At 67.5% G+C, this 19,978-nt stretch carries 15 protein-coding genes; 10 read left to right on the top strand and 5 right to left on the bottom strand.

The features are described 5' to 3' along the window. Positions 1-970 precede the first annotated feature (970 nt). The 3 genes from ACFQU4_RS28625 to ACFQU4_RS28635 are packed head-to-tail and all read right to left on the bottom strand — an operon-like array spanning position 971 to position 3,746. Entirely contained in the window at positions 971-1,276 is a 306-nt protein-coding gene (locus ACFQU4_RS28625) for a hypothetical protein (RefSeq protein ID WP_377498667.1), read from the bottom strand. Beyond that, positions 1,273-2,592, bottom strand: coding sequence for a hypothetical protein (locus ACFQU4_RS28630; protein WP_377498669.1), 1,320 nt, complete (start codon positions 2,590-2,592; stop codon positions 1,273-1,275). The genes ACFQU4_RS28625 and ACFQU4_RS28630 overlap by 4 nt, the downstream gene beginning before the upstream one ends. 29 nt (positions 2,593-2,621) lie before the next feature. Continuing rightward, complete coding sequence (locus ACFQU4_RS28635; RefSeq protein WP_377498671.1) at positions 2,622-3,746, bottom strand: OmpA family protein; 1,125 nt, start codon at positions 3,744-3,746, stop codon at positions 2,622-2,624. A gap of 339 nt (positions 3,747-4,085) precedes the next feature. Here ACFQU4_RS28635 and ACFQU4_RS28640 point away from each other — a divergent pair, with 339 nt between their 5' ends. The 8 genes from ACFQU4_RS28640 to ACFQU4_RS28675 all read left to right on the top strand — a co-directional run bounded on the left by ACFQU4_RS28640 (position 4,086) and on the right by ACFQU4_RS28675 (position 15,397). Next, complete coding sequence (locus ACFQU4_RS28640) at positions 4,086-5,702, top strand: hypothetical protein (RefSeq protein WP_377498673.1); 1,617 nt, start codon at positions 4,086-4,088, stop codon at positions 5,700-5,702. Next, positions 5,699-6,817 (top strand): tyrosine/phenylalanine carboxypeptidase domain-containing protein, encoded by a 1,119-nt coding sequence (locus ACFQU4_RS28645; RefSeq protein WP_377498675.1) that lies wholly within the window; start codon positions 5,699-5,701, stop codon positions 6,815-6,817. The genes ACFQU4_RS28640 and ACFQU4_RS28645 overlap by 4 nt, the downstream gene beginning before the upstream one ends. A gap of 58 nt (positions 6,818-6,875) precedes the next feature. Then, on the top strand, positions 6,876-7,184 hold the full coding sequence (locus ACFQU4_RS28650) for a hypothetical protein (protein WP_377498677.1): 309 nt from the start codon (positions 6,876-6,878) through the stop codon (positions 7,182-7,184). Between the two features lie 211 nt (positions 7,185-7,395). Then, a complete protein-coding gene (locus ACFQU4_RS28655) occupies positions 7,396-7,890 on the top strand; it encodes a hypothetical protein (protein WP_377498679.1) in 495 nt (164 codons plus the stop codon). A gap of 401 nt (positions 7,891-8,291) precedes the next feature. Then, positions 8,292-12,053 carry a hypothetical protein gene (locus tag ACFQU4_RS28660; protein ID WP_377498681.1) on the top strand — a complete coding sequence of 1,254 codons (3,762 nt, stop codon included), beginning with the start codon at positions 8,292-8,294 and terminating at the stop codon, positions 12,051-12,053. Between the two features lie 3 nt (positions 12,054-12,056). After that, positions 12,057-12,284, top strand: coding sequence for a hypothetical protein (locus tag ACFQU4_RS28665; protein ID WP_377498683.1), 228 nt, complete (start codon positions 12,057-12,059; stop codon positions 12,282-12,284). A gap of 13 nt (positions 12,285-12,297) precedes the next feature. After that, positions 12,298-14,139 carry a hypothetical protein gene (locus ACFQU4_RS28670; RefSeq protein WP_377498685.1) on the top strand — a complete coding sequence of 614 codons (1,842 nt, stop codon included), beginning with the start codon at positions 12,298-12,300 and terminating at the stop codon, positions 14,137-14,139. Positions 14,140-14,911: 772 nt separating this feature from the next. Then, entirely contained in the window at positions 14,912-15,397 is a 486-nt protein-coding gene (locus tag ACFQU4_RS28675) for an ANTAR domain-containing protein (RefSeq protein ID WP_377498687.1), read from the top strand. Here the strand turns inward: ACFQU4_RS28675 and ACFQU4_RS28680 are convergent. Continuing rightward, entirely contained in the window at positions 15,381-15,803 is a 423-nt protein-coding gene (locus ACFQU4_RS28680; RefSeq protein WP_377498689.1) for a hypothetical protein, read from the bottom strand. The genes ACFQU4_RS28675 and ACFQU4_RS28680 overlap by 17 nt on opposite strands. Here ACFQU4_RS28680 and ACFQU4_RS28685 point away from each other — a divergent pair. Both ACFQU4_RS28685 and ACFQU4_RS28690 read left to right on the top strand, forming a co-directional pair. Continuing rightward, a complete protein-coding gene (locus ACFQU4_RS28685) occupies positions 15,778-18,105 on the top strand; it encodes a family 43 glycosylhydrolase (protein ID WP_377498691.1) in 2,328 nt (775 codons plus the stop codon). The genes ACFQU4_RS28680 and ACFQU4_RS28685 overlap by 26 nt on opposite strands. Continuing rightward, a complete protein-coding gene (locus ACFQU4_RS28690; protein WP_377498693.1) occupies positions 18,102-19,130 on the top strand; it encodes a LacI family DNA-binding transcriptional regulator in 1,029 nt (342 codons plus the stop codon). The genes ACFQU4_RS28685 and ACFQU4_RS28690 overlap by 4 nt, the downstream gene beginning before the upstream one ends. Here ACFQU4_RS28690 and ACFQU4_RS28695 read toward each other — a convergent pair. Next, on the bottom strand, positions 19,118-19,975 hold the full coding sequence (locus ACFQU4_RS28695; protein WP_377498695.1) for a hypothetical protein: 858 nt from the start codon (positions 19,973-19,975) through the stop codon (positions 19,118-19,120). The two genes, ACFQU4_RS28690 and ACFQU4_RS28695, sit on opposite strands and share 13 nt — an antisense overlap. Positions 19,976-19,978: the final 3 nt, after the last annotated feature.

The following is a 19,978-nucleotide window of genomic DNA, read 5'->3' on the forward strand; positions in this document are numbered from 1 at the left end:
GCTAGAGGACGAGGCCGGCGGAGCGGGGGCGGAACTGGCGGAGTCGGACTGTTCATTGCGCAGCCGCTCAACAGAGCGATGGTCGCCAGTGCGGCGATTACGGCGCGCTCACCGGCTGGCTGATTGGAGCTTGCTGGAATCGCCATGACTCAGACCGCGACCCAGAGCGCCAAGCCAATGATCAACGGTCCGGGAGCTCCTGGTTGGGCATCACGGGCGAAGAGATAGATCAGCGCGGCGATCGGAGAATCGCGACGACCACCACGAGCCCCATCGAGCAGGCAGGACGCAAACCTGCTGCCCAAATCAGCCGGCTGCGCGTGAAATTGACCTGCACTAGCCATCAATGGCTCCTGCTCTCAGGGGGCCAACGACGGGTATGCCTAGCGTCAGCCGGATCCCCCCGATCCGGCCGCCTGAAGCCGAGTATCCATGAAACTGGAACGTCGCGGGAGCGGTACTAGAGAAGAGCCGAGTCTCAATTGAGCATCGCAACGCAACGTCGGGCTGGCGAGCCGAGCTGCCGCGCCCTGTTCGCCTCCCACGCCGTCACACCCCGTGCCGCCAAACGCCGGCGACCGCGATAGCGACGGAGGAGGCTCCAACGCGACTGTCCGCGTAGCGGGCAGTGGGGGATTAGTTGATCATGGAACTGTAGTTGATCATGGTGCGAGGTCATGATCAACTACAGTTCCATCAGTGGTCTCACGCCCGCGTAGCGGGTCGTGACCGGGAGGAGCCCAACGCCGCGGGCAGGGCGCCAGCCTCAGCGCCGAACACTTCGAACCACTCGTCTTGGAGCCGACTACAGCGTCCCGTGACTTCCGCTGAAGGAGGACCGGATAGAGGAGGATCTGCCGGGATGGATCGTGGTGGGCTGGGTGTCCAAACTTGCGCCGTGATAAGGCTGGCCGGACGGCACGCGGGCACGTCGCAACCGCGCTGGGTCGGCTTCCGACCTGCTGCGTGCTCAACGAAGTTCGCGGCGGTCCCGCCGAGTAAGCCCGGCGGGACCGTTGAGCTTCATGCGGGTGGCGGCCCGGAGGGTCTTCGTGATCTCCCGGTCGGTAGCAGGGAGGCGTACCTCCGTCGCGTACTTACTGAAGTCCTTGGACTGTGCGGCGATCTGTGCGGCAGGCGTCTGCGGTACGCCGCTCGGCATGGCGAGGGCCGCGCCGATCCCGAGGACGGCCTTCGCCTGCTTGCCGCGCTGCAGGATTTTCCGGGCCAGGCCGCGAGCCTTCGCGCCGGTGACGTCACGGCCGACGTTGGTCACCGGCCCTCCTCGAAGTCGAACGGATCCTGCTGTCCTTCCATCCCGGCATCGGTCTGCCGACAGAGGAGGAACCGGTGGTGTTCAGCCAGTTCCTGCGCCTGCTTCTCGGCAAGATCGAGGCTGCTCCAGTCCAGGTCAGGCTTCGGCAGAGCGGCGTTGCGGCCGCTGTAGCTCCGAGCCGCGAGGACGCAGCGCGTTTCAGCCGACTTGCTCACGACGTCATTCGTCGTCGTGCGGATGCGCTGAAGCAACCTGGCGAGATTGTGGGTCAGCAGTCCGGCGGCCTCGATGTTGTTGCTGATCTGCTTGCCGTACCGCTGGATCTGCGCCTGCCGGGAGAAGAGGCCGGCGGAGCGGTGCCGGAGCTCGTCGGTGTCGAGGCTGCCGTCGTGCATCGTGTCGCTGTAGATGAGGTAGGTGGATCCCATGATCAGCAGCGGGAGCAGCACGGCCATGGCCACGATCAGCGGCAGGAACGCCTCGGCGTCGCGGCCGTCGTTGATGATCCGGACCGCCATCAGCGTGCCGAGCGCGCCGATGATCAAGACGATCAGGATCCGCTCGAACAGGATTCGGCGTCCCGTCGGCGTCCGCGGCGAGGGCATCGTGCCGGCACTGGTCTTGAACCGGCGGTGGCTCCGACCGAGGCCCTTGGCGACGACGGCGACGAACACAGTGCCGAGCGTGGCGAAGATCGCGGCGGAAATCGCCGGGATCCAGCCGTCGATGGCCACGGGGATGTCCTGCACGTTCACGTTCTGCAGGATGGCGAAGGTCAAGAACAGCACCAGCCAGTCGGCGCACAGGGCGATGATCCTCTTCCAGCCGTCCCTGCTGCTGTTCAGGTCGTCCTTGCGGTCGCCGTTCCTGCGGCCCGTCGCAACCTGCTCGGCGAGATCGTCGTGCCGCTGCTGCGCATTCTCGGGGGTCAGGAGTGCGCCAGTGGGGTCGACGATCGGGGCACGGCTCAGGATGTCCTTGGCCTTGGACAGGCCGTTGATCTGCGAGTGCAGCTTCTTGATCGTGTCGGCCAGCGGCTCGACATCGTTCTTCACGGCGTGGTCAAGGCGATGCTGGGCCCGGGTCACGGCGCGGAGCAGGATGACCTGTTCGCGGGGCGTTACCGGTTCCAGGGTCGGACCGTGAGTGTTGATCTCGTCGACCAGGGCCTGAGTGGCCGGCACTTTCGTGGCCGGCATCGGGCCGAAGCCCAGGACCGACCAGATCTTGTCCTTGATCGGGATGGTGGCGAGGGGCGTCGGTCCCGGCCTCTCGTTCGGCGGCTGGAGCATCCGCTCGAGCTCGTCAGCGGTCATTGGAATTCCCTTCTGTGGTGTCGGTTGGGTCACTGGATCGTCAAAACCACGACACGATTCGCCCGAGCCATCTGTGCGGAGTACTGGCCATGGGGCATGTTGTTGACCAGCTGCCCGCCGGCCTTGGCCGGGCCGAGGACCCTGTCAGGTACGCCGAGGTCGTGGAGCCGGTTGCGGACCGCGCGAGCGCGTTTCAGTTCGAGGTCGGTCGCCGGTCCGGTGCTGGTCGGCGTCCTGGCCGAGTAGCCGGTGATGGTGACCTTCTTGCCAGCCGGGCACTGCTGGAGCAGTTCGGCGATCGGTCGGAGGATCTTGGTCGCCGACTTGGTGAAGTGCCAGCTGTCGAACCGGAACGCGACCGTGGCGTCGATCGTGATCCGGCTCGCGACGCAAGCGGTTGGAATCTCGGTCAGCGAAATCAGCGGCACCGGCGCCGTGGCCTTCGGTGTCTCCTCGCTCACCGGCCGGTCGATCGACTTGCAGCTCGCGGCGCCGGCCTTCTTGCACAGCCCCAGGTAGATCGTGGTCAGTGCGGTCCGGGCGGCAGGGCCAGCGGAGGGCTGGCGCCCGGCGGCGTAGCCGAGACCGACGTAGGTGAGGTGCCGACCATCGGCGTGAGGCAGGTCGGCGGTGCGGGTGCGCTGGATGAAGCCTTTGGGATTGGCGATCCAGCCGCCGGCCTTCCGCAGGTCTGCCGGCGGGACGGAGGAGTAGCCGCTGCTGAGCAGGTAGAGCTGTCCGCCGCGCGGCGTTTCCGAGATCGCCCGGTCCAGCACCGCGATCGTGTCCAGCCCCGGCTCCGTCGCCGTAATGCCGGCAACAGTCGTCTCAAGCTCGGTCAGGTTCTCCTCGATCTTCGTGGCCGCCCTATCGGGGATGCGCTCGATCGCCGTGCCGCGCATCGGGGTGAGATCGATCGTGATCGTGCTCTTGGCGGTCACAACCCTGACGGTCGCCTCGCCCGGGTGACGCGCCGCGAGGGCGTAGGCCACGAGCTGGTCGTGCAGCACCGCCACCGACGGCAACGGCTCGGCGCTAGTCGCGGTCAGAGCCACCGTGACCAGCGGCGCCGGCTTGGGCGGGGCGCACGTCGCCGCCATGGACAGCGGGAGCAGGACGATCGCACCGGCCACGAGCGCTTTACGCAGCTTCATGATTCCTCCTTGCATCAGCAGCACCAGAGGTGAACCCGTCACGTTTCAACGGGGCGAGGGAGTTCTTCCAGGACCGCCAGTCGGACGGCGTCCCTGCGAAGCAGGTAAGGATGCGTCCGTCGCGTAGGACGAGAAGGTGTTGGCGGCGGGTCCACTTCACCTGGTAGCCGCTCGCCTGGAGCTCGCCGATGAACTTGCGCAGAGAGTTCGACACGGTTTCCCCCGATCGACTCGACCAGCTCTGGCCCCGATTGACCTGCTGGACTTATGATCAGTGTGATGCAGCAAAATGCATCATGACGATGACTTGTAGTGCATGTATCGGGCCGAGGAGATGCAATGGGCGACACGGGTGTGGAGGACGAGAAGCGGGCACCCAAGCTCCCGAGCGACGCCAGATGGCGCGAGCGGCTTCGCGAAGAAGTGCGCAGGGTCGTTAACAACGAGCGGCTGACGGTCGAGGCCCTGGCGCACCAGATGCCAGTCTCACTGCGGTCGTTGCGGAGCTGGATGGGCCAGCAGGAATGCCCCATGCCCACAGTCCCGACCTTGAAAGTGGTCGCAGGGAGGCTGACGTATCCCGTGGTGGATCAGCTCAGCGACCTGGGCGTGCTGTCAGCGGCCGACGTCTCCCCAGACTTCGGAGTCTCGCGATCCATACTGTCGGCTCAGATCGGGCGCATCCTGGACGCCGTATCCATGGTGCGACCGGGCATGACAGAGGCCGCCGCGGCCGTACTGCAGTCGTGTCGTGACACCGGCGATGTCGGCGTGTGGCGGTCGCGGCTGTTCGACGTTGCCGTCGGCCGCCGCTACCAGCGGGTGGGCTACTACGGACTAGAGGTCCAGCAATGGCGCGGCACGGGAACTGGCCCCCGGGGTTACCAGCCAGGGGTTTCGAAGGCGCTGCGTGAGCGAGTCGAGCGCCTCATGCCTGATGAGGCTGACCGAATCATGTACGCGGGCGGCGCGAAGAACTGGTCGAAGAACACACCCGGAGTCTGGGAGCGCGCCGAGATCACCTGGAGGATGAGGAAGGTCCTCCCGCTGGTCACGCACAACCGCTACGGACTGGCCGACTGGGAGGTGCACAAGCACCTGGTCCAGAGCACAGAACCGACGGATCGGCACATCTTCCTCGAGGCAGCAGGCTCGCACCTGGCGCCAGATCCGGCCACAACCACGCGGCTGCGCGATGCTCGCTCAACACAGAGTTCGTCACTGCCGGAGCGGTTGGTGTTGCTCTGCCCGCCCTCGTCGGGCGGGGCTGCACTGGGCAGGCTCATCGCAGACGGCCTGGGCTGGGATGCCGTCACCCTCCAGCAACTCGCCGGCGCGATCACCGGTCTGCCGCTCCGGGTCAGCCACATGCAGGTCCGGGACGACGAGCTCCGTCGCGCGCTCGACCATATTCGTCATGTCACGCCGGCCTACCCAACCGTCTATGCGATCGGGATAGCGCCGAAGAACATCGAGGACCGACTGTGGAAGTCGATCGCGAGCCTGATCAGCAGCGGTGACGTCATGTTGATCTTGCTGCGCCCCAGTGACGACACGGCGCGAGAGTGGTACGAACGGCAACTTGGACTCGATCCGATTTCATCAGATGAGCCCGTGAAGCGAGCACAAGATCAGTTGCGTGCGCTAGACCAGATTGCGGCGCAGGTGGGCGACGGTCAACGCGCTGCGGCAGGAACCCTAGTCCCCACGATGAAATGGTCCGATCGAGACCACTTCGAGTCCCCCGAGATCGGCGACTACCGTCTCCGGGCGGCGTACGAGATCTGTCACCTGCTGGTGCACGGACAAGTGGCAGGAAAGAGCCCGCTGCGCTGGTCTTTCCGCGAGGGTTCAGCATTGGCGAAGTTTGCCGACAAACTGCGGCTCGACACGCGCGGCTCCTCGGTCATTGAGTGGACGGTCAAGAACCTCAGGATGAAGGCGATGCCCACATGAGCCCAGCTGAAGCCCTTGCACGGATCCAGGCCGCCCTCGATGCCATAAAGCCGATCGCATGGTGCACACCTACGTCCGTAGCAGCAGTGACCACGGCCGCAACAGCGGCCGCACAATCAGGTGCCGACATTCTGCCGATCAGCCCGACCTACCCCGAACTGCCGGTCGAAACCGTGCGCTCAGCTGTTCGGACAGCAAGGTCGGCCGCTCGGTCACTACCAGACCACCCCCTCCGTGGCGTGGTCGTCGCCAAGATTGACGAGGCAGACGCGACCGTCGACGCGATCGGCAGCCGGGACGACCACAAGTTCAGTAGCTGGTCCAGGAGCCATCACGGGGAACCCACGCCGGCAGCTGTGAAAGCGGCCCAAGACATCCTTGCGGCCCCGTTGCCTGAGGAGACCGAACCCAGGTCCTTTACTGCGGCAGACTTGCAAGAAGCAGTTTCTGCCGCGCTTGCGCATTACTCGCTGGATGGCTGGACCGCGGTCACGCTAGAGCGACTCGCCACGGTTTCGGTCGACCTTGCAACGAGGCAGGTGCGTATCCGCAGCGACGCGACCTTCCGGCGCTCGGACATGGCACGACTTCTAGTACATGAGGTCGGTGGGCATGTGCTCCGAGGGGAGAACGCAGTACGGCAGCCCGACCCGGTAGCGAGCTTCGCGTTGGGTGATGCAACTGTCAGTGAAGAGGGACTTGCCGCTTGGCTTGAGATCAAGTTCGGCGTTGCCAGCCCCCGGACACACCGGCTCTACGCGGCTCGAACAGTCGCAGCGCACTTGGCGGCCGATCACGGAATCTTATCGATCATTCGCTGTCTTCACCCAGCAGTGGGCTGGGACGACGCCACTAGCATCTCCTTACGGGTCAAGCGAGGGCTGTCGGATCTCAACTCGCCTGGCGGCTTTTTGAAGGACCAGGCATACCTCAGCGGCCTGCGCGCCATCGCCGATCATATGACAAGCCATCCTGAAGACCTGCGGGCAATAATGGCGACGAAATGGCCACTCGAGAACCTCGATACCGCAGTAGGAATGATCAACTCCGGAACTCTGCAGCCGGCGGATTTGCTGCCTGAACCGGAATGCCTCGGGTTGGCCGCGTTCACCTGAGGCATCCGTCCGAGTTTGGCCTTCCGGTTGCCGGCAGCGGGCCGAGGTGCTGGACGGCGTGAAGACCCACCTGTCGGACGCCATCGCGAGTGGCGCAGACGCTTCGGCTGCGATCCGTGACCTCGGCCCGGCAGCTGATGTCGCTGACCGTGCCTATCAGGAGCATCAGGAACTGACGGGCGTCGATATCCGCCGACGGTATGTCCGGGCCAAGCGCGTACTGCAAGTCCTCGCCGCCGCCCTGGCCGTCGCCGCGGCCCTGGCGATCATCTTCCTTCCCAGCTACATCGTCACGTCCGAATCGTCCAGCGGCGGCGAAAGCGTTGATTCCGCTACCGCGCTGGAAGTCGTCGGTGGTCCACTCTGACCTCACGGGGCCAGAGGGGATCGCGTGCGATGCTGAGACTTGTCAGGGCGAGAGTTCGGCCGCGGGCCGGGCGCCGTGGATGATGATGCGGATGAAGGTCAACGGGAATCCGGCGCTGCGAGTCGAGGTTCGGTCGCCGCGGTTTTGGTGGCGGGCGAGGCCTCGACGGGTTCGGCGGTGGGTGAGGACCGATCCGGATCGAGCTGACGGTGTGCAGCGCTGGCCCGATCGGGATCGGCAACGCTGGCCGCTGATCGCGGCCGCGGTGGCGGCTGTGGGGGACGAGCTCGCCGCCGGTGCCTGGACCGTCAGTTCCGATGTGGATGATGAGCCGGGCGAGTCCGGAGTCGTCACTGTCGCGCAGCTGGGCCCGATGTCTCCGACTGAGCGCGGCATCGTCCGTTCCTGGTTTCAATTCGAGGAGGTCTGCGTCGACCCGTGGGACGAGACATTGCAGAACGGCCGACATCGGCTGTGGGCGACCCGGCGCTACTTCAGGGCCGGTCTGGTGCCCGTCGCGAGTCCCACGCTGGAGATGGCTAACCCGGACGATTACGGTCGATCACGCTTCTGGCCCGAGTGCAGCCGCGAAGATCTCGATCAGCTCGACAAGGTCAGATGGTTCGATCGCACCGACCCGCTCAACCAACGCTATCTACGGGCGCTGCGTACAGCCGCCGGCGGGGAGTTCCCGAGCCCCGTCTGAGCGGCTACTTGAGACCGAGGGTGCGCTGCCAGTCGTGCCGGGACCCGTCGGTGGACTCGGTCCCATGCGCGCCTTTTGCGTCAGGGGCCACTGCGAGGGTTCGGCACTGATCTGCTCCCACGCCCCGGGAACTCGACGACCATGGGGCCCGATCACCATCGCGCGTTGCGCCACTGCCCGCGTAACGGGCAGCCTGGGGGTTAGTTGATCATGGAACTGTAGTTGATCATCATCTGCACGTCGTAGTCCGGCAGCGGTCAGGACCTTTGGCCCTGGCCGTACCGTCCGATAATCGCTTGGCTGGTAGAAGCGCGAGGCCCGATTAGAGGTGCATCTTGACTGCTCAGCCTCCCCCTCAAGCCCCTGCAGTTCCTCCGGAGCCAGTCGTCCTCGTCGGCGGCGTGGTCAGAGTTGCCGGCAGCGACGTCGGTGTGCCGGGCCTGGTCGTCGAGGTTGTTGCCGGCGGCACCGACGCCAACTTGGGTTCGGCGATCACCGGATCGGGTGGCCGGTTCGCGGTCCCTGTACGGCTCCGGACGACCGGCCGCGAGGCCGGCCCGCTGCGGCTACGGCTGGTAGTGCTCAGCGCGGCTGCCCCCAGCGTGGACCGCGAGGGCCGTCTACTGTTCGAGTCCGACGAGCGGACGACGATGGCGCGCCGCGAGATGTATCTCGTCGAGTTGGACGCCGCCACCCTGACCGCGAGAGGTCTCGGCCGCGTGGTCGCCGACGTCCGGCCTACCGCGGAGCGTCAGGCCGACGCGCTCGCCAAGGCCGACGCCGACCGAACCCACGTGGTGGACACCGCCGAAGCGCTCTCCGTGACCCGGATGAAGGCCGGAGCCACCAAACGCAGGACCTGGCGCGAACAGGTCGTCCCCAAGGTGGTTGAGGACCTATCGCTGACCACTGCGCATGAGCGTGGCAGTGGCCGGTTCGTTCGTACGGACAACGAAGTGCTCGCCAGGGCAACTCGAGTGCAGCACGCTGAGCTGGGGAAGCTGTTCGGTGCCGCCGGACCCGGAGGCGGAGCACCGGCAGGGCAGGTTCGACATCGCGTCCGGCTCAGGCTGACCCGGGCGCAACGCAGTGCGCTGGGCGTGGAGGGGGCCGCCGGTGACGTCACCATCACCCAGGACCAGCTCGAAGCCGTCCTGGGAGGCAGCCTGAAGAAGCGACCGATCGTCGAACGGAGCGCCGCCATCGAGGATCCGTGCCGCCCACGGACCCACGCCGACGAATGCCTGGACCGCGACGACGGAGAAGGCACGGGCGAGAGGACAGTCGAGAGCGCCGGCGAGAGCGCGGGCGAGAGCGCCGGCGGCGCAACTCCGTTCGACACTCCTGGCGCGGTCGCCGCCCTGATGGACACCCAGACGGCGCCGGAGGACCAGCTGCAGATCGCGCTGGAACCCACCCTCACCTCCGACGAGCTTCCGGCGGCGATCGGCGGGGTCACCCTGATGCCGGGCCCGGCCGACGTGCCGGCATTCCACGACTTCTCCGAGCTGCAGCTGGCCTTTGAGCCGGTATGGCGTGAAGCGCTCGACGACCGCGTCTTCGACGACCTCGACTCCGCCTATGACCGGATCGTCGAAGAGGGCCTGTCCCAGGTCGACGAGGCGAGCACCGGAGTCATCAACATCGACTCCATCATCTTCACCCTCACTGGCCTGCTCACCGCGATCTCGGCGGTGCCCGACGACACTGCCGCGAACGTGCGGGTCAGCCTGGTCGAGTACCGGGCGCTGCCCGCCAGCCTGCGTGCCAAGCTCGACCTGATCGCCTCCAACATCGCCACGAAACGGGACAACCTCGTCGAGGTGCTGCTGAGCGCACCCGAAGACGGCGGAGATGGGGGCTTCTGGGAAGATCTTGCCGACACGGTCAGCTCAATCCTGACTGATCCGGTCACCGGCGCGAAAACGCCGATCGGCCCGTTGCTCGCGCTCGTTGCCGGCGGCACGCCCGCCTACCGCCAGGACGCGGTCCGGGCGTTGGAGCAGATCAAGATCCTGCAGGCACAGGCCGACCGGATTGTCGCCCACGCCAGGCAGCTGCTGATCGACCGCGAACGCAGCGCCACCTACCGGCCAACCGACGAGATCATTCGTCGCCTAGAGTCGCGGCGCAACGGCGGTTACGCGTTCCGCTACTTCGCCGCGACCCCGACTCAACGCTCCGTCAACTTCGGGGTGATGGTGACCTACCGACAGATCTGGACCCCGGTGTCCTACCAGGTCGGCGACCTGGTCTCCACGGTTCCGCTCGGACCGCGTGAGACGCGCCGTTACACCAAGCGGGAGGTCCACAAGCGCCGCCGCTCCCAACGCGAGCTCGAGCACCACGTGAGCGGCAGCAAGTACGACACTTCCGACACCTCACGCGCCGAGACAGAGATCCTTGCGGACGCGCGCGGCAAGACCAGCTTCGCGCACACCTCGGAGGGAACGTTCTCGTTCGGCTCCGACACCGGATACGGGGGGAGCGCGAAGGGGACTGTGTCGTTTCAGTCGGACGCCGACAGCCACTCCCAAGACGTCAAGAAGACCATGCGCGAGGCGGTCGTCAAGGCTTCGACCGAACGCCGGCTTGAGACGAAGCTCGAGATTGAAACCGAGGAGTCCTTCGAGCTGGAGGTCACCGAGACCGGTGAACTGACAAACCCGAGCGACGCGATCACGTGCACGTTCTTGCTCTACGAGCTGCAGCGCCGCTACCGGATCAACGAGAAGCTGCACCGGCTGCAGTCGGTCGTCCTGGTCGCACAGGAGGTGCCCAAAGCCCGTGACCTCGACCCAGACTGGCTGATCCGGCACGACTGGATCCTGAGCCGAGTCCTGCTCGACGACTCCTTCCGGCCCGCCCTGCAGTACGTGGCCACCACCCTGGTCGCCGACCGCCAGACCTTGGCGCGGATGCGCCAGGACCTCCTCGACCAGCAGCTCCTGGTCGAGGCGCTGAAGGAGGACCTGGCCGACCGGCGCTCGATGGCCGGGCTGCGCTACGCCTCTTTGGAACGCCAGATCGAACGGACCGCGCAGGCAGCCGACGGCGACGGGGGCGGTGGCGTCTGGGACACCGTCTCGGGATTGGTCAGCGGCGGCGGATTGATCGGCGGCATCCTCGGCGGCGGAGCCGAAGGAGAGGACAATGCTTCGAAGATCCGGGAGGCCGCCGCACGCGATGCGTGGGAGCGAGAACGCCGTGAAGAAGTGGACTTCAGGCAACGTCTGCTCGACGCGCAGTCCACCTTGGCCATGATGCGCACGAGTTACAACACCCGGCTGGCTGCTCACCTGGCCGAGCTCACCCAGGTCGAGAGGCTCTCCACCCACATCTATCAGAACATCCTGTACTACATGCAGGCGATCTGGGCCCACGAACCTGACGACCAACGCTTCCTCAGGCTGCGCGAAGTCCCGATCCCAACCCTACAGATGAACCCTTCGACCCACGACTTCGTCGTCCCCACCCATTCCGCCGACTTCGACGACATGGTCCTGGCGAGCGCAAGCTACGGCGGTGACGTCCTCCCGCCGAAGCCCGAAGACATCCCCACCCGCCCGCTCGCCGAGGTCGCCGACCTCAGTAACCCGGTCGGCTTCATGGGCAACTACATGATCCTGGCGATGTATGAGACGAACGCCGTCACCGACTTCATGATGGATCCCTACGTGGAGTTCGCCGCAGGCGAGTACGGCATCAGCGACCCCGACCCGACCGGCAACATGTCGCTGGAAGAGTTCTCCGACTACGTGTGCTGTCTGAAGGCGACGCTGTCCAAGACGCGGTTCGACGCCGCCATCCCCGAGCTGCGCGACCGGCTGCGAAAGCTGTTGCAGCGGCAGGTCCGCGAGAACGAGGAGATCGTCGTCGGCACGGGCAACCTCTACATCGAGGCGCTGCCCGGCACCCACTCCATCATGGAGCAGTTCAAGGTCGCCCACCGCTACATCGATATCAAGGCCGCCCAGGAGTCGCTGCGCGCCACCGGACTCGACAACGTCCGCAGGGCCCAGCGGATCTTGACCAACGACCTCGACGACCCGGACGTCTCCTCCCGGTACGTCTTCGAGGGAACCACCACCCCGATCGTCGCCCCGCCCGCCCCACCCGGTGGTCCCGGCGGTGACGGCGGTCTTGGTGGCGGGGGAGGCTAGCCGGTGGGCACGATGTCGGTGGTCGAGGACGTTATGCGGTGCATGAGGCAGTGCCTGACCGCGCGGGAGTTCCGTGACTTGATGCAGACAATTGACGATGTCCGGGTGGCCAGGTTGCTGGATCCTCGGCCCGATGCCGAGGAGATCCCGGTACCGATCGGTTCGCTCATTGTGGCCACCGTGAAGGTGCTCATCAACGGTCGGTCTGCCTCGATCGTCGACGAGACCTGAGCTTCCGAGAACCATGCCGGCGCCGGAGACAAGCCGCGACTTCATCGAGTCACAGCTGCGGGCGCTGCGCTCAGATCGAAAGGTCCGGATGTCGTTTGAGGTCAGGGACGAACTGACCAAGGTGCATCACTTCCGGGTCGGAGCCGAGCTTCGTCTAAGACGCAGGGTTACTGGCGGGCGCGAACCCTTGAGTTTCGGCATGCTGCTGGAAAGTCGCCCCCCGGCCACATCGGTCCTTGAGCAGAGGGCCCGACAGTGGACCGAGCGGGACTCCGTTCTCATGCGCGAGTATGAGCTGACTCGCGCGCGGGAGCAGTTCATCGAGGTCAGACGCGAGTTTGTCGACCAGGTGATCGAGGCGCTCAAGCGGGGGACGGCGGTTAGCCCGGAGCTGAGGGGCAGGGTCACACTAATTCACAGCCCGAGCCGTGGCGCGTTTCCCGACGCGTACATCTTCGGCACGGTGGCCGGACTGCCGGTCAAGATTCCAAACCCAGAACTGCAGCGCTGGAGGGAACAGAACATCCCCCGCGTGGCGTCAGAAGTTCGGGAAAGGGAGAGGCTGCAAAGGGACAGGCTGCAGAGTCGCGGTATGGGCGCGCTAGCCCGACCCCAGCCATCCGACCACATCTGGGTGCCGGGCGAACCCCAGTCAGAGCTCATGCTCCGGATCGACTGGAGCGCCAGCGAGATCGCCGCGTCGCCGCGACCGGCGGAGCTGTCGCGACTGGAGCGCACCCTCGACGTGATCGGTTCGATCTCCGAATCGGCTTTTGATATCGCGTCGATCGTTGACGGCGTGCTCCTGATCCGATGGGGGTCCCGGGCAAGTGTCCGGTTCCTGGCGAGAAGAGCGATGATGAGAGCGGACGTTGAGACCGCTACAGAAACCGCATCCGCGCTTTCCGCTCTAGCTAGGGGGACGGCGGACCGTGGCGTCGGCACAAGTGCACGGACCCGGATCGGGGAGTCGTTGGGAGGAGCAGGCGACACAGCCGCTGCTGGTCGCACGGCAGGACGCGAGGGAATCTCCCAAATCGAGTCTGCAGCGGCGAGGCGAGTTAGGGCGCTGCAAGCGCGCGTCGCCAGAGATGAGGCCCGCGAGGTCGGTGAGCTTGTCGCCCGGACCCTGCCGAAGGCGTCTGCGGCGGTCCGTAACGGCGTACAAAAGGTGCTTGTGCAGTATCCAAGGATCTCCCGGGACGAGGGCACCCTCCGAGGTCTCTCCGAGATCTTCCGGCGGACACTCGCGGAGCGCGTCCAGCGCAGCCAGCTACGAGCGGCGGCTGGCGAGCTTGCTGTGCTCAAGCAGCTCGCATCGTCGAACCGGGCGATCGTCCGGATCGAGGTCGTAGCGAGCCGCTCAGGGACGCCCACGGCGGACTTTCTCTTGCACCTCAGCACCGGCGAGGTGCGAACGGTCCAAGCAGAGATCCGCACCGTCACACGCGCGCGGGCCCGGGAGACCACGCGGGCGCGGGCGACCGAGCTCCCGGCAGCCCAACGAGGGGCTCGGGGAGCGGCAGAGCCGCCGTCGAGGTTTTCCGAGACAGCGCTCCGTGACGGCATCCTCGACAAAATTGCGGGCGGCCAGATCACCGAGCGCGGCGTTGTGATCGCCCACATGCCCTATGCGGCGCCGGAGGGTACGACGATGATGTCGGCCAAGAATCTCGACATTCTCCAGACCAAGCTGGCGAAGCATCCGGAGGTCCTCGAGGTGTGGCTGTCGGTACCTACTGACATCACTGACATCGGCCGGCAGCTGTGGCGTATCGATCGTAACGCCGGCGATCTCGGCATTGCGGCGCGGCTGCCACCGAGGCCCACCGTCAGGGGACGCGGAGCCAGATAAGCCGGTGACACCGAGGTTGCGTCCAATGTGTGCTGTCAGGCCCATGGAAAGGGCGCCTTGCGCGTAGTCGCATTCGACTGCGGCGCGGCATGAACGAAAGCTCGCTGTCGGATGCTGAGGACACGAATCGGTTGAACATCGCGCGTAGTGGTTCGATGCTCGGATTGGTAGGAGCATGGACCTGGGGTCAGCGTTTCGTCAGGTTCTCACGGTGTTCGAGGCGGGCGACAAAGAGATCCCAGTGGGCCTGATGGGGCGAAGGTCGTCCGGCATCGATCCAGAGATTCCTCTCGGGCTCCCATTTTCCACGGCTTTTGAAGAAAGTCGACGACGTCGTCTGGAGAAGGCAGATAGTCGGCTTGGATCAGCATTCGCGCCGTGATCGCGAGGCGGTCGGCCTGCCACCAAGGTTGGTTAGTTGGTTCGCTAGTCACGGAGCAAGATCAACATCTGCACGGTCAAACAGGCAAGTTGCCCGCTGACAATCCGCGGATCCGGCGGCACGTGGAATTCCGCGAGGACCGGTGATCCGGAACGCGCCCCGGCACCCGGCGGTGCGGTTAGGGTGTGCTCGAAGGAAGGGCCGGATGGAGGGTTCCGAGGAAGCAGCGGGTGCGTCGCCATCGCCGGCGTCGATCGAGTTGTGCACGTCGGTGGTGCGGGAACTCTCCGTCGACGGCGTCGCCGTGATCTTGATCAGCAGGGGCGGTCATCGCGTGGTGTGGGGAGCGGCCGGGGTGATGGCGGATCGGTTGGAGGAGCTCTCCGCGCTGTGCCACGAGGGCCCGCGGTTGATGCGACGGCCGTCGGGCTGCCCGTTCTGGTCGGGAACCTGGCTCATCCCGGCCGGCTGGCGCAATGGCCCCTGTTCGTCCGGGAGGCGTCGGGGCTGGGCATTGCCGCCGTCTTCGCCGTACCGTTGCGGATCGGGGCGATCAGCCTCGGCGTCCTGGTCGCCCATCGTGGCACGGCCGGCGATCTCGGGACCTGGGAGCTCAGCCGGCTGATGATGGCGGCGGACGAAGCCGCCGACCTGGCGCTCGACACGGCGGTCGACCCGGGTACGGGGACGCCGAACGCGCTCCAGGACCTCGGCAGTGCCGAGATCCATCAGGCCTCCGGCATGGTGATGGTGCAGCTCGGCGTGCCGATCGAGGCCGCGCTGGCCCGGCTGCGGGCGTACGCGTTCGCCGAGGACCGGTCCGTGGCGGAGGTGGCCCGCGACGTGGTTTCCCGACTGATCAGGTTTGAGCCGTGACGCGGCGGGATAAGGGATGGGTAGGCAGATGAGCGCAATGGAATCTCAAGAGGTACGGCTCGGGCACCTTTTCGTCAGGCTCGCCGACAGCCTGGTCAGCGACTTCGATGTCGTCGAACTCCTGGACGAACTGGTCGCCCGGTGCACCGACCTGCTCGATGCCGAGCGGGCCGGCCTGATGCTGGCCGACCACCGCGGCGTGTTGCGCGTGATGGCGGCCTCGTCCGAGGAGACCCGCCTGCTCGAGCTCCTGGAACTGCAGAACCAGGAGGGCCCGTGCCTGGACTGCTACCGGTCGGGCGAGCTGGACAGCGGCTTCTACAACGTAGTAGACAACGTTGTAGGAAGCTGCACAGGGGGAGGTTCCGGTGGTCACACGGATGGCATCGACGCACCGCGTCGCCATGGTCTCGATCCTGCTCGGGTTGACGTTGATCTTGGCGATGGGCGGGACAGCACAGCCACGGGCGGTGGCCGAGTCGCCGCCGACGTTCGCCAACCCGGTCGGCGGCGAGACGATTCCCAACTTCGCCGACCCGACCATGATCAGAGGCCGCGACGGCTACTGGTACGCGTACGCGACGGGCGATCCGCTGTTCCCCGGTGATCACTACCGCAAGCTGATGATCGCCCGGTCGGCCGACCTGGTGCAGTGGGAGTACGTCGACGACGTGTTCACCGAGCAGACCGAGCCGCGCTACGACGGACTGGGCGACGGCGCCAACCGGCTGTACTGGGCGCCCGACATCGAGTACGTCGACGGCCGCTACCTGCTCTACTACTCGTACGTGGTGAACGCCGGGGACGACCGGCACTGGCGGGCCATCGGGGTCGCGACGGCCGCCGCCCCAGAGGGTCCGTGGACCGACTCCGGCGCGTACGTGACCGGGCCGGAGACCTGGGAGCCGGTGCCGGGCACCGAGGCCTGGCGGAACGTGATCGACCCGGAGGTGGTGGCGACGCCGGACGGCACCCGGTACCTCTATTACGGCTCGGTCGACGGTGGCGTCCGGGTGGTGCCGCTGTCCGCGGACGGGCTGACCGCCGTCGGCGAACCCGTCCAGGTCACCCTGGAGAACCGCTACGAGGCCGCGCACCTGGTGCACCGGGACGGCTACTACTACCTCTTCCTGTCCGCGATCGGCGGCTGCTGCGCCGGGCCGGCCTCCGGCTATCCGGTTCAGGTCGGCCGGGCTCGGACCCCGCTCGGCCCGTTCCTGGACCGCGACGGCCACTCGGTGCTCGGCCGGCACGCGGGCGGCACGCCGGTCCAGGTGCCGACGGGCAACCGGTGGGTCAGCGTCGGCCACAACACGCTGGCCACCGACCTGGCCGGCCAGCCGCGGCTGGTCACCCACGCCATCGACCGCCACAACCCTTATCTGCAAGGGACCCTGAGCCGCAGGCAGCTGGTGATCAGCCGGCTCGACTGGGTCGACGGCTGGCCGACGACGAACGGTGGCCGCGGCCTGCTGGACGGTCCGCAGCCCGCGCCGAGCCTGATCGCGACGACGGCCGACGCGTTCGAGGACGGGGCCCTGTCGCCGCGGGTGTGGCAGCCGGCGCCGGGCTGGACGGTCGACCGGGAGCCGGCCGGCGGCTTCCTCAGCAGTCCGCCGGGACGGCAATCGCTGGACGCGGCACGGCTGACCCGGGGCGACGTCCGGCTCCGCGGCGCGGTCCGGCACGGAGACGACCGGCGCGGCTCGGCGGGCCTGAGCTTCACCCGCGGCGACCTCTCTGTCGAGGCGATGATCGATCGGGACGCCGAGTCGTTCGTGATCTTGGTGCGACGGGACGGCACCGTCCTGGAGCGCCGGGCGGAACCGTTGCCGGCCGGCTTCCGCTACGACGACTGGCACGAACTGGACGTCCGGATCCGGGGCCGGCAGCTCGAGGCGACGGTCACCGATCATGGTCTCGACGATCCGCTGGCGACCGCCGGGCTGTCGCTGCCGCCGGCCTCGGGCGGCGGGCGGCTCGGCCTGCTCAGTGACCAGGCCGCCGCCGACTTCGACGACCTCACCGCGGCGCCGCTCTACACCCCGGTCACTACGAAGCTCCCGGACCCGGCCGTCGGTCCGGCCCTGCCCGGAGCCGGCGACGAATTCGATCATGGTCTCGGCTCGGGCTGGCAGCCGCTGCGCGATCCGGCGGCCGAGGTACGGGACGGCCGGCTGACCCTGCCGGTGCAGGAGGCCACCGAACTGATCGATCAGCGTCCGGTCGCCGACGACGGCGCCGCGCTGCTGCTGCGGCAGCCGCCGGCGGGGGACTGGACCGTGGAGACCCGGGTCACCGTGCCGTACGGCGAGGGCTATCCGGGCGCCTGGCCGCAGGCCGGGCTGATCGCCCGCACCGACGATGATCATTTCGTGAATCTCACCTACGCCGCCGCTCGGCGGACCCGGCACGTGACGTTCGGCAAGGAGCTGCCCTGGGACGGCCGGGTGGTCTACGGCGACGCCCGGCTCGGCCCGACCACCGGCGACACTGTGTGGCTGCGGCTGCGTCACGAGGTGGACCCGGCGACCGGCGAGCACCGGTATCAGGCCGCGGTCAGTGTCGATGGTGATCACTGGGTCTGGCACGGCGTGCGCACGCTGCCGGCCGGGCCGTCGCCGCAGCTCGGCCTGGCCGCGTTCGGCGCAGCCCCCGGGGCCGGGCTGACCGCGACCTTCGACTACGTACGCTTCCTCGAATCATGAGCGCGACGATCAAGGACGTGGCCCGGCTGGCCGGCGTGTCGATCAAGACGGTCTCCAACGTCCTCAACGACTATCCGCACCTGACCGTCGAGACCAAGGGAAAGGTCGAACGGGCGCTGGCCGAGTTGGACTACCGGCCCAATCTGGCCGCCCGCAACCTGCGCCGCGGCCGGACCGGGATGATCGCGCTGGCCCTGCCGACCTTCGTCAGTCCGTACTTCGCCGAGCTCGCCGACCTGATCGCCCGCGAGGCCGCCGGCCACGACCTCACCGTGCTGATCGAGGCCACCGACGGCGACCTGCAGCGCGAGCGGAACGTCGCGGAAGGCTTCCACAGCAGGTTTCTGGACGGGGTGATCTTGCAGCCCTGGTCGGTCTCCGACCGCTTCCTCCGAGCCCGGACCGACCAGACGCCGCTGGTGCTGCTCGGCGAGGGCCGGGTCCGGACCGCGGACGGCGTGGCCGTCGACAGCCGGGCGGTCGCGACCGCGGCCGTTGATCAGCTGCTCGGGCTCGGCCGGCGCCGGATCGGTGTGATCGGCTCACCGCAGCAGGGTGCCGCCGGCCGGCAGCGGCTGGAGCCGACCCGGCGCTACGCCGGCTACCGGGCGGCGCTCGAGGCGGCCGGGCTGGCGTACGACGAGACCTTGATCAGCACCGTCGACGGCGACCACACGCCGGAGCGCACCGCCGACGCGGTCGCGGACCTGCTGGCGCGGGCGGCCGACGTCGACGCGATCTTCTGCTTCAACGACCGGCTCGGGGTGGCGACGATCCGGGCCCTGACCAGCCGCGGGGTACGGGTCCCGGACGACGTTGCGGTGATCGGGATCGACGACATCGAGGCCGCCCGGACGATCACCCCGACCCTGTCCACGATCGCCCCCGACAAGGCGGAGATCGCCCGTGCGGCGGTACGGATGCTGACCGAGCGGATCGGCGGGGCGACGGAACCGGCCCGGCACGTCACCGCCCGCTTCACCGTGATCACCCGGGAGAGCACCGGGGCGGATCAATCGACGTGATCGGCAACCAGGTAAGGCTTCCCGGCCGTGTGGGCGCGGCCGAGGGCCCGGGCCCAGCGCGCCAGATGATCATCGTCCGCCGGCTCGAGGGCGACGGCGGCCGCGATGATCGGGTCGGCGGTCGCCGGCAGTGAGGCCCGGGTGAGCAGCGCGGCCTGGATCAGCAGGACGGCCTCGATCCCGGAGGCCGCGGCCAGGGCCTCGGCGATCGACCGGAGCTGGTCCTCGTTCCAGCCGCCGTTGAGCCGGAAGATCCGCAGCACGTTTCCGGCGGCGGCCGCCTCCCGGACGTCGGCCAGGTCGGCGGCGTCCCGCCGGGCGGCAGGAGGCTCGCCGACCAGTTCGGCCATCGCGTCCTGGTGGCCGGCGCGGACGGCCTTGATCCACCAGGTGCGGTTCGCGACCGGATCGCCGGACTGTCCGGCCCAGTGACCCAGGGTGAACATCGCGTCCCCGAGGCCGAGCTCGGCGGACTGCTCCATCCAGCGGCGGCCGGCTTCCTGATCACCGCTCTGGTAGGCGGTCAGGCCGAGGTGATACATCGCCTCGGCGTCCTGGGTGGCGGCGAGCTTGGTCCACCAGGGCACCGCAGCGGCGAGCCCCTCGGTCCGTCCGGCCTGCACGGCCGCGTGCCGCCAGCCGACGGTCAGACCGGCCGCGCCGGCCCGGTCCCACCAGTCGTAGGCCGCGGGCTCGCCGGCCCGGTAGGCGAGGTTGCCGAGCAGCAGCATCGCCTCACCGTCACCGGCGCCGGAGGCCTCCTCGAGCAGCCGCTTCGCCCCGTCGAGATCACCGCTGCCGGCAGCCGCCTTGGCCCGGGTCACCGCATCCGCATCCTGGTTCACGGC

The organism is Microlunatus sp. GCM10028923 (assembly GCF_042666975.1).
GTDB lineage: Bacteria > Actinomycetota > Actinomycetes > Propionibacteriales > Propionibacteriaceae > Microlunatus.

What these genes read in the sequence shown, in the direction of transcription:
- ACFQU4_RS28630 (WP_377498669.1), bottom strand. Translation starts at nt 2,592, where the DNA reads ATGACCGCTGACGAGCTCGAGCGGATGCTCCAGCCGCCGAACGAGAGG.
- ACFQU4_RS28690 (WP_377498693.1), top strand. Translation starts at nt 18,102, where the DNA reads ATGAGCGCGACGATCAAGGACGTGGCCCGGCTGGCCGGCGTGTCGATC.
- ACFQU4_RS28680 (WP_377498689.1), bottom strand. Translation starts at nt 15,803, where the DNA reads ATGGCGACGCGGTGCGTCGATGCCATCCGTGTGACCACCGGAACCTCC.
- ACFQU4_RS28685 (WP_377498691.1), top strand. Translation starts at nt 15,778, where the DNA reads ATGGCATCGACGCACCGCGTCGCCATGGTCTCGATCCTGCTCGGGTTG.
- ACFQU4_RS28640 (WP_377498673.1), top strand. Translation starts at nt 4,086, where the DNA reads ATGGGCGACACGGGTGTGGAGGACGAGAAGCGGGCACCCAAGCTCCCG.
- ACFQU4_RS28635 (WP_377498671.1), bottom strand. Translation starts at nt 3,746, where the DNA reads ATGAAGCTGCGTAAAGCGCTCGTGGCCGGTGCGATCGTCCTGCTCCCG.
- ACFQU4_RS28670 (WP_377498685.1), top strand. Translation starts at nt 12,298, where the DNA reads ATGCCGGCGCCGGAGACAAGCCGCGACTTCATCGAGTCACAGCTGCGG.
- ACFQU4_RS28645 (WP_377498675.1), top strand. Translation starts at nt 5,699, where the DNA reads ATGAGCCCAGCTGAAGCCCTTGCACGGATCCAGGCCGCCCTCGATGCC.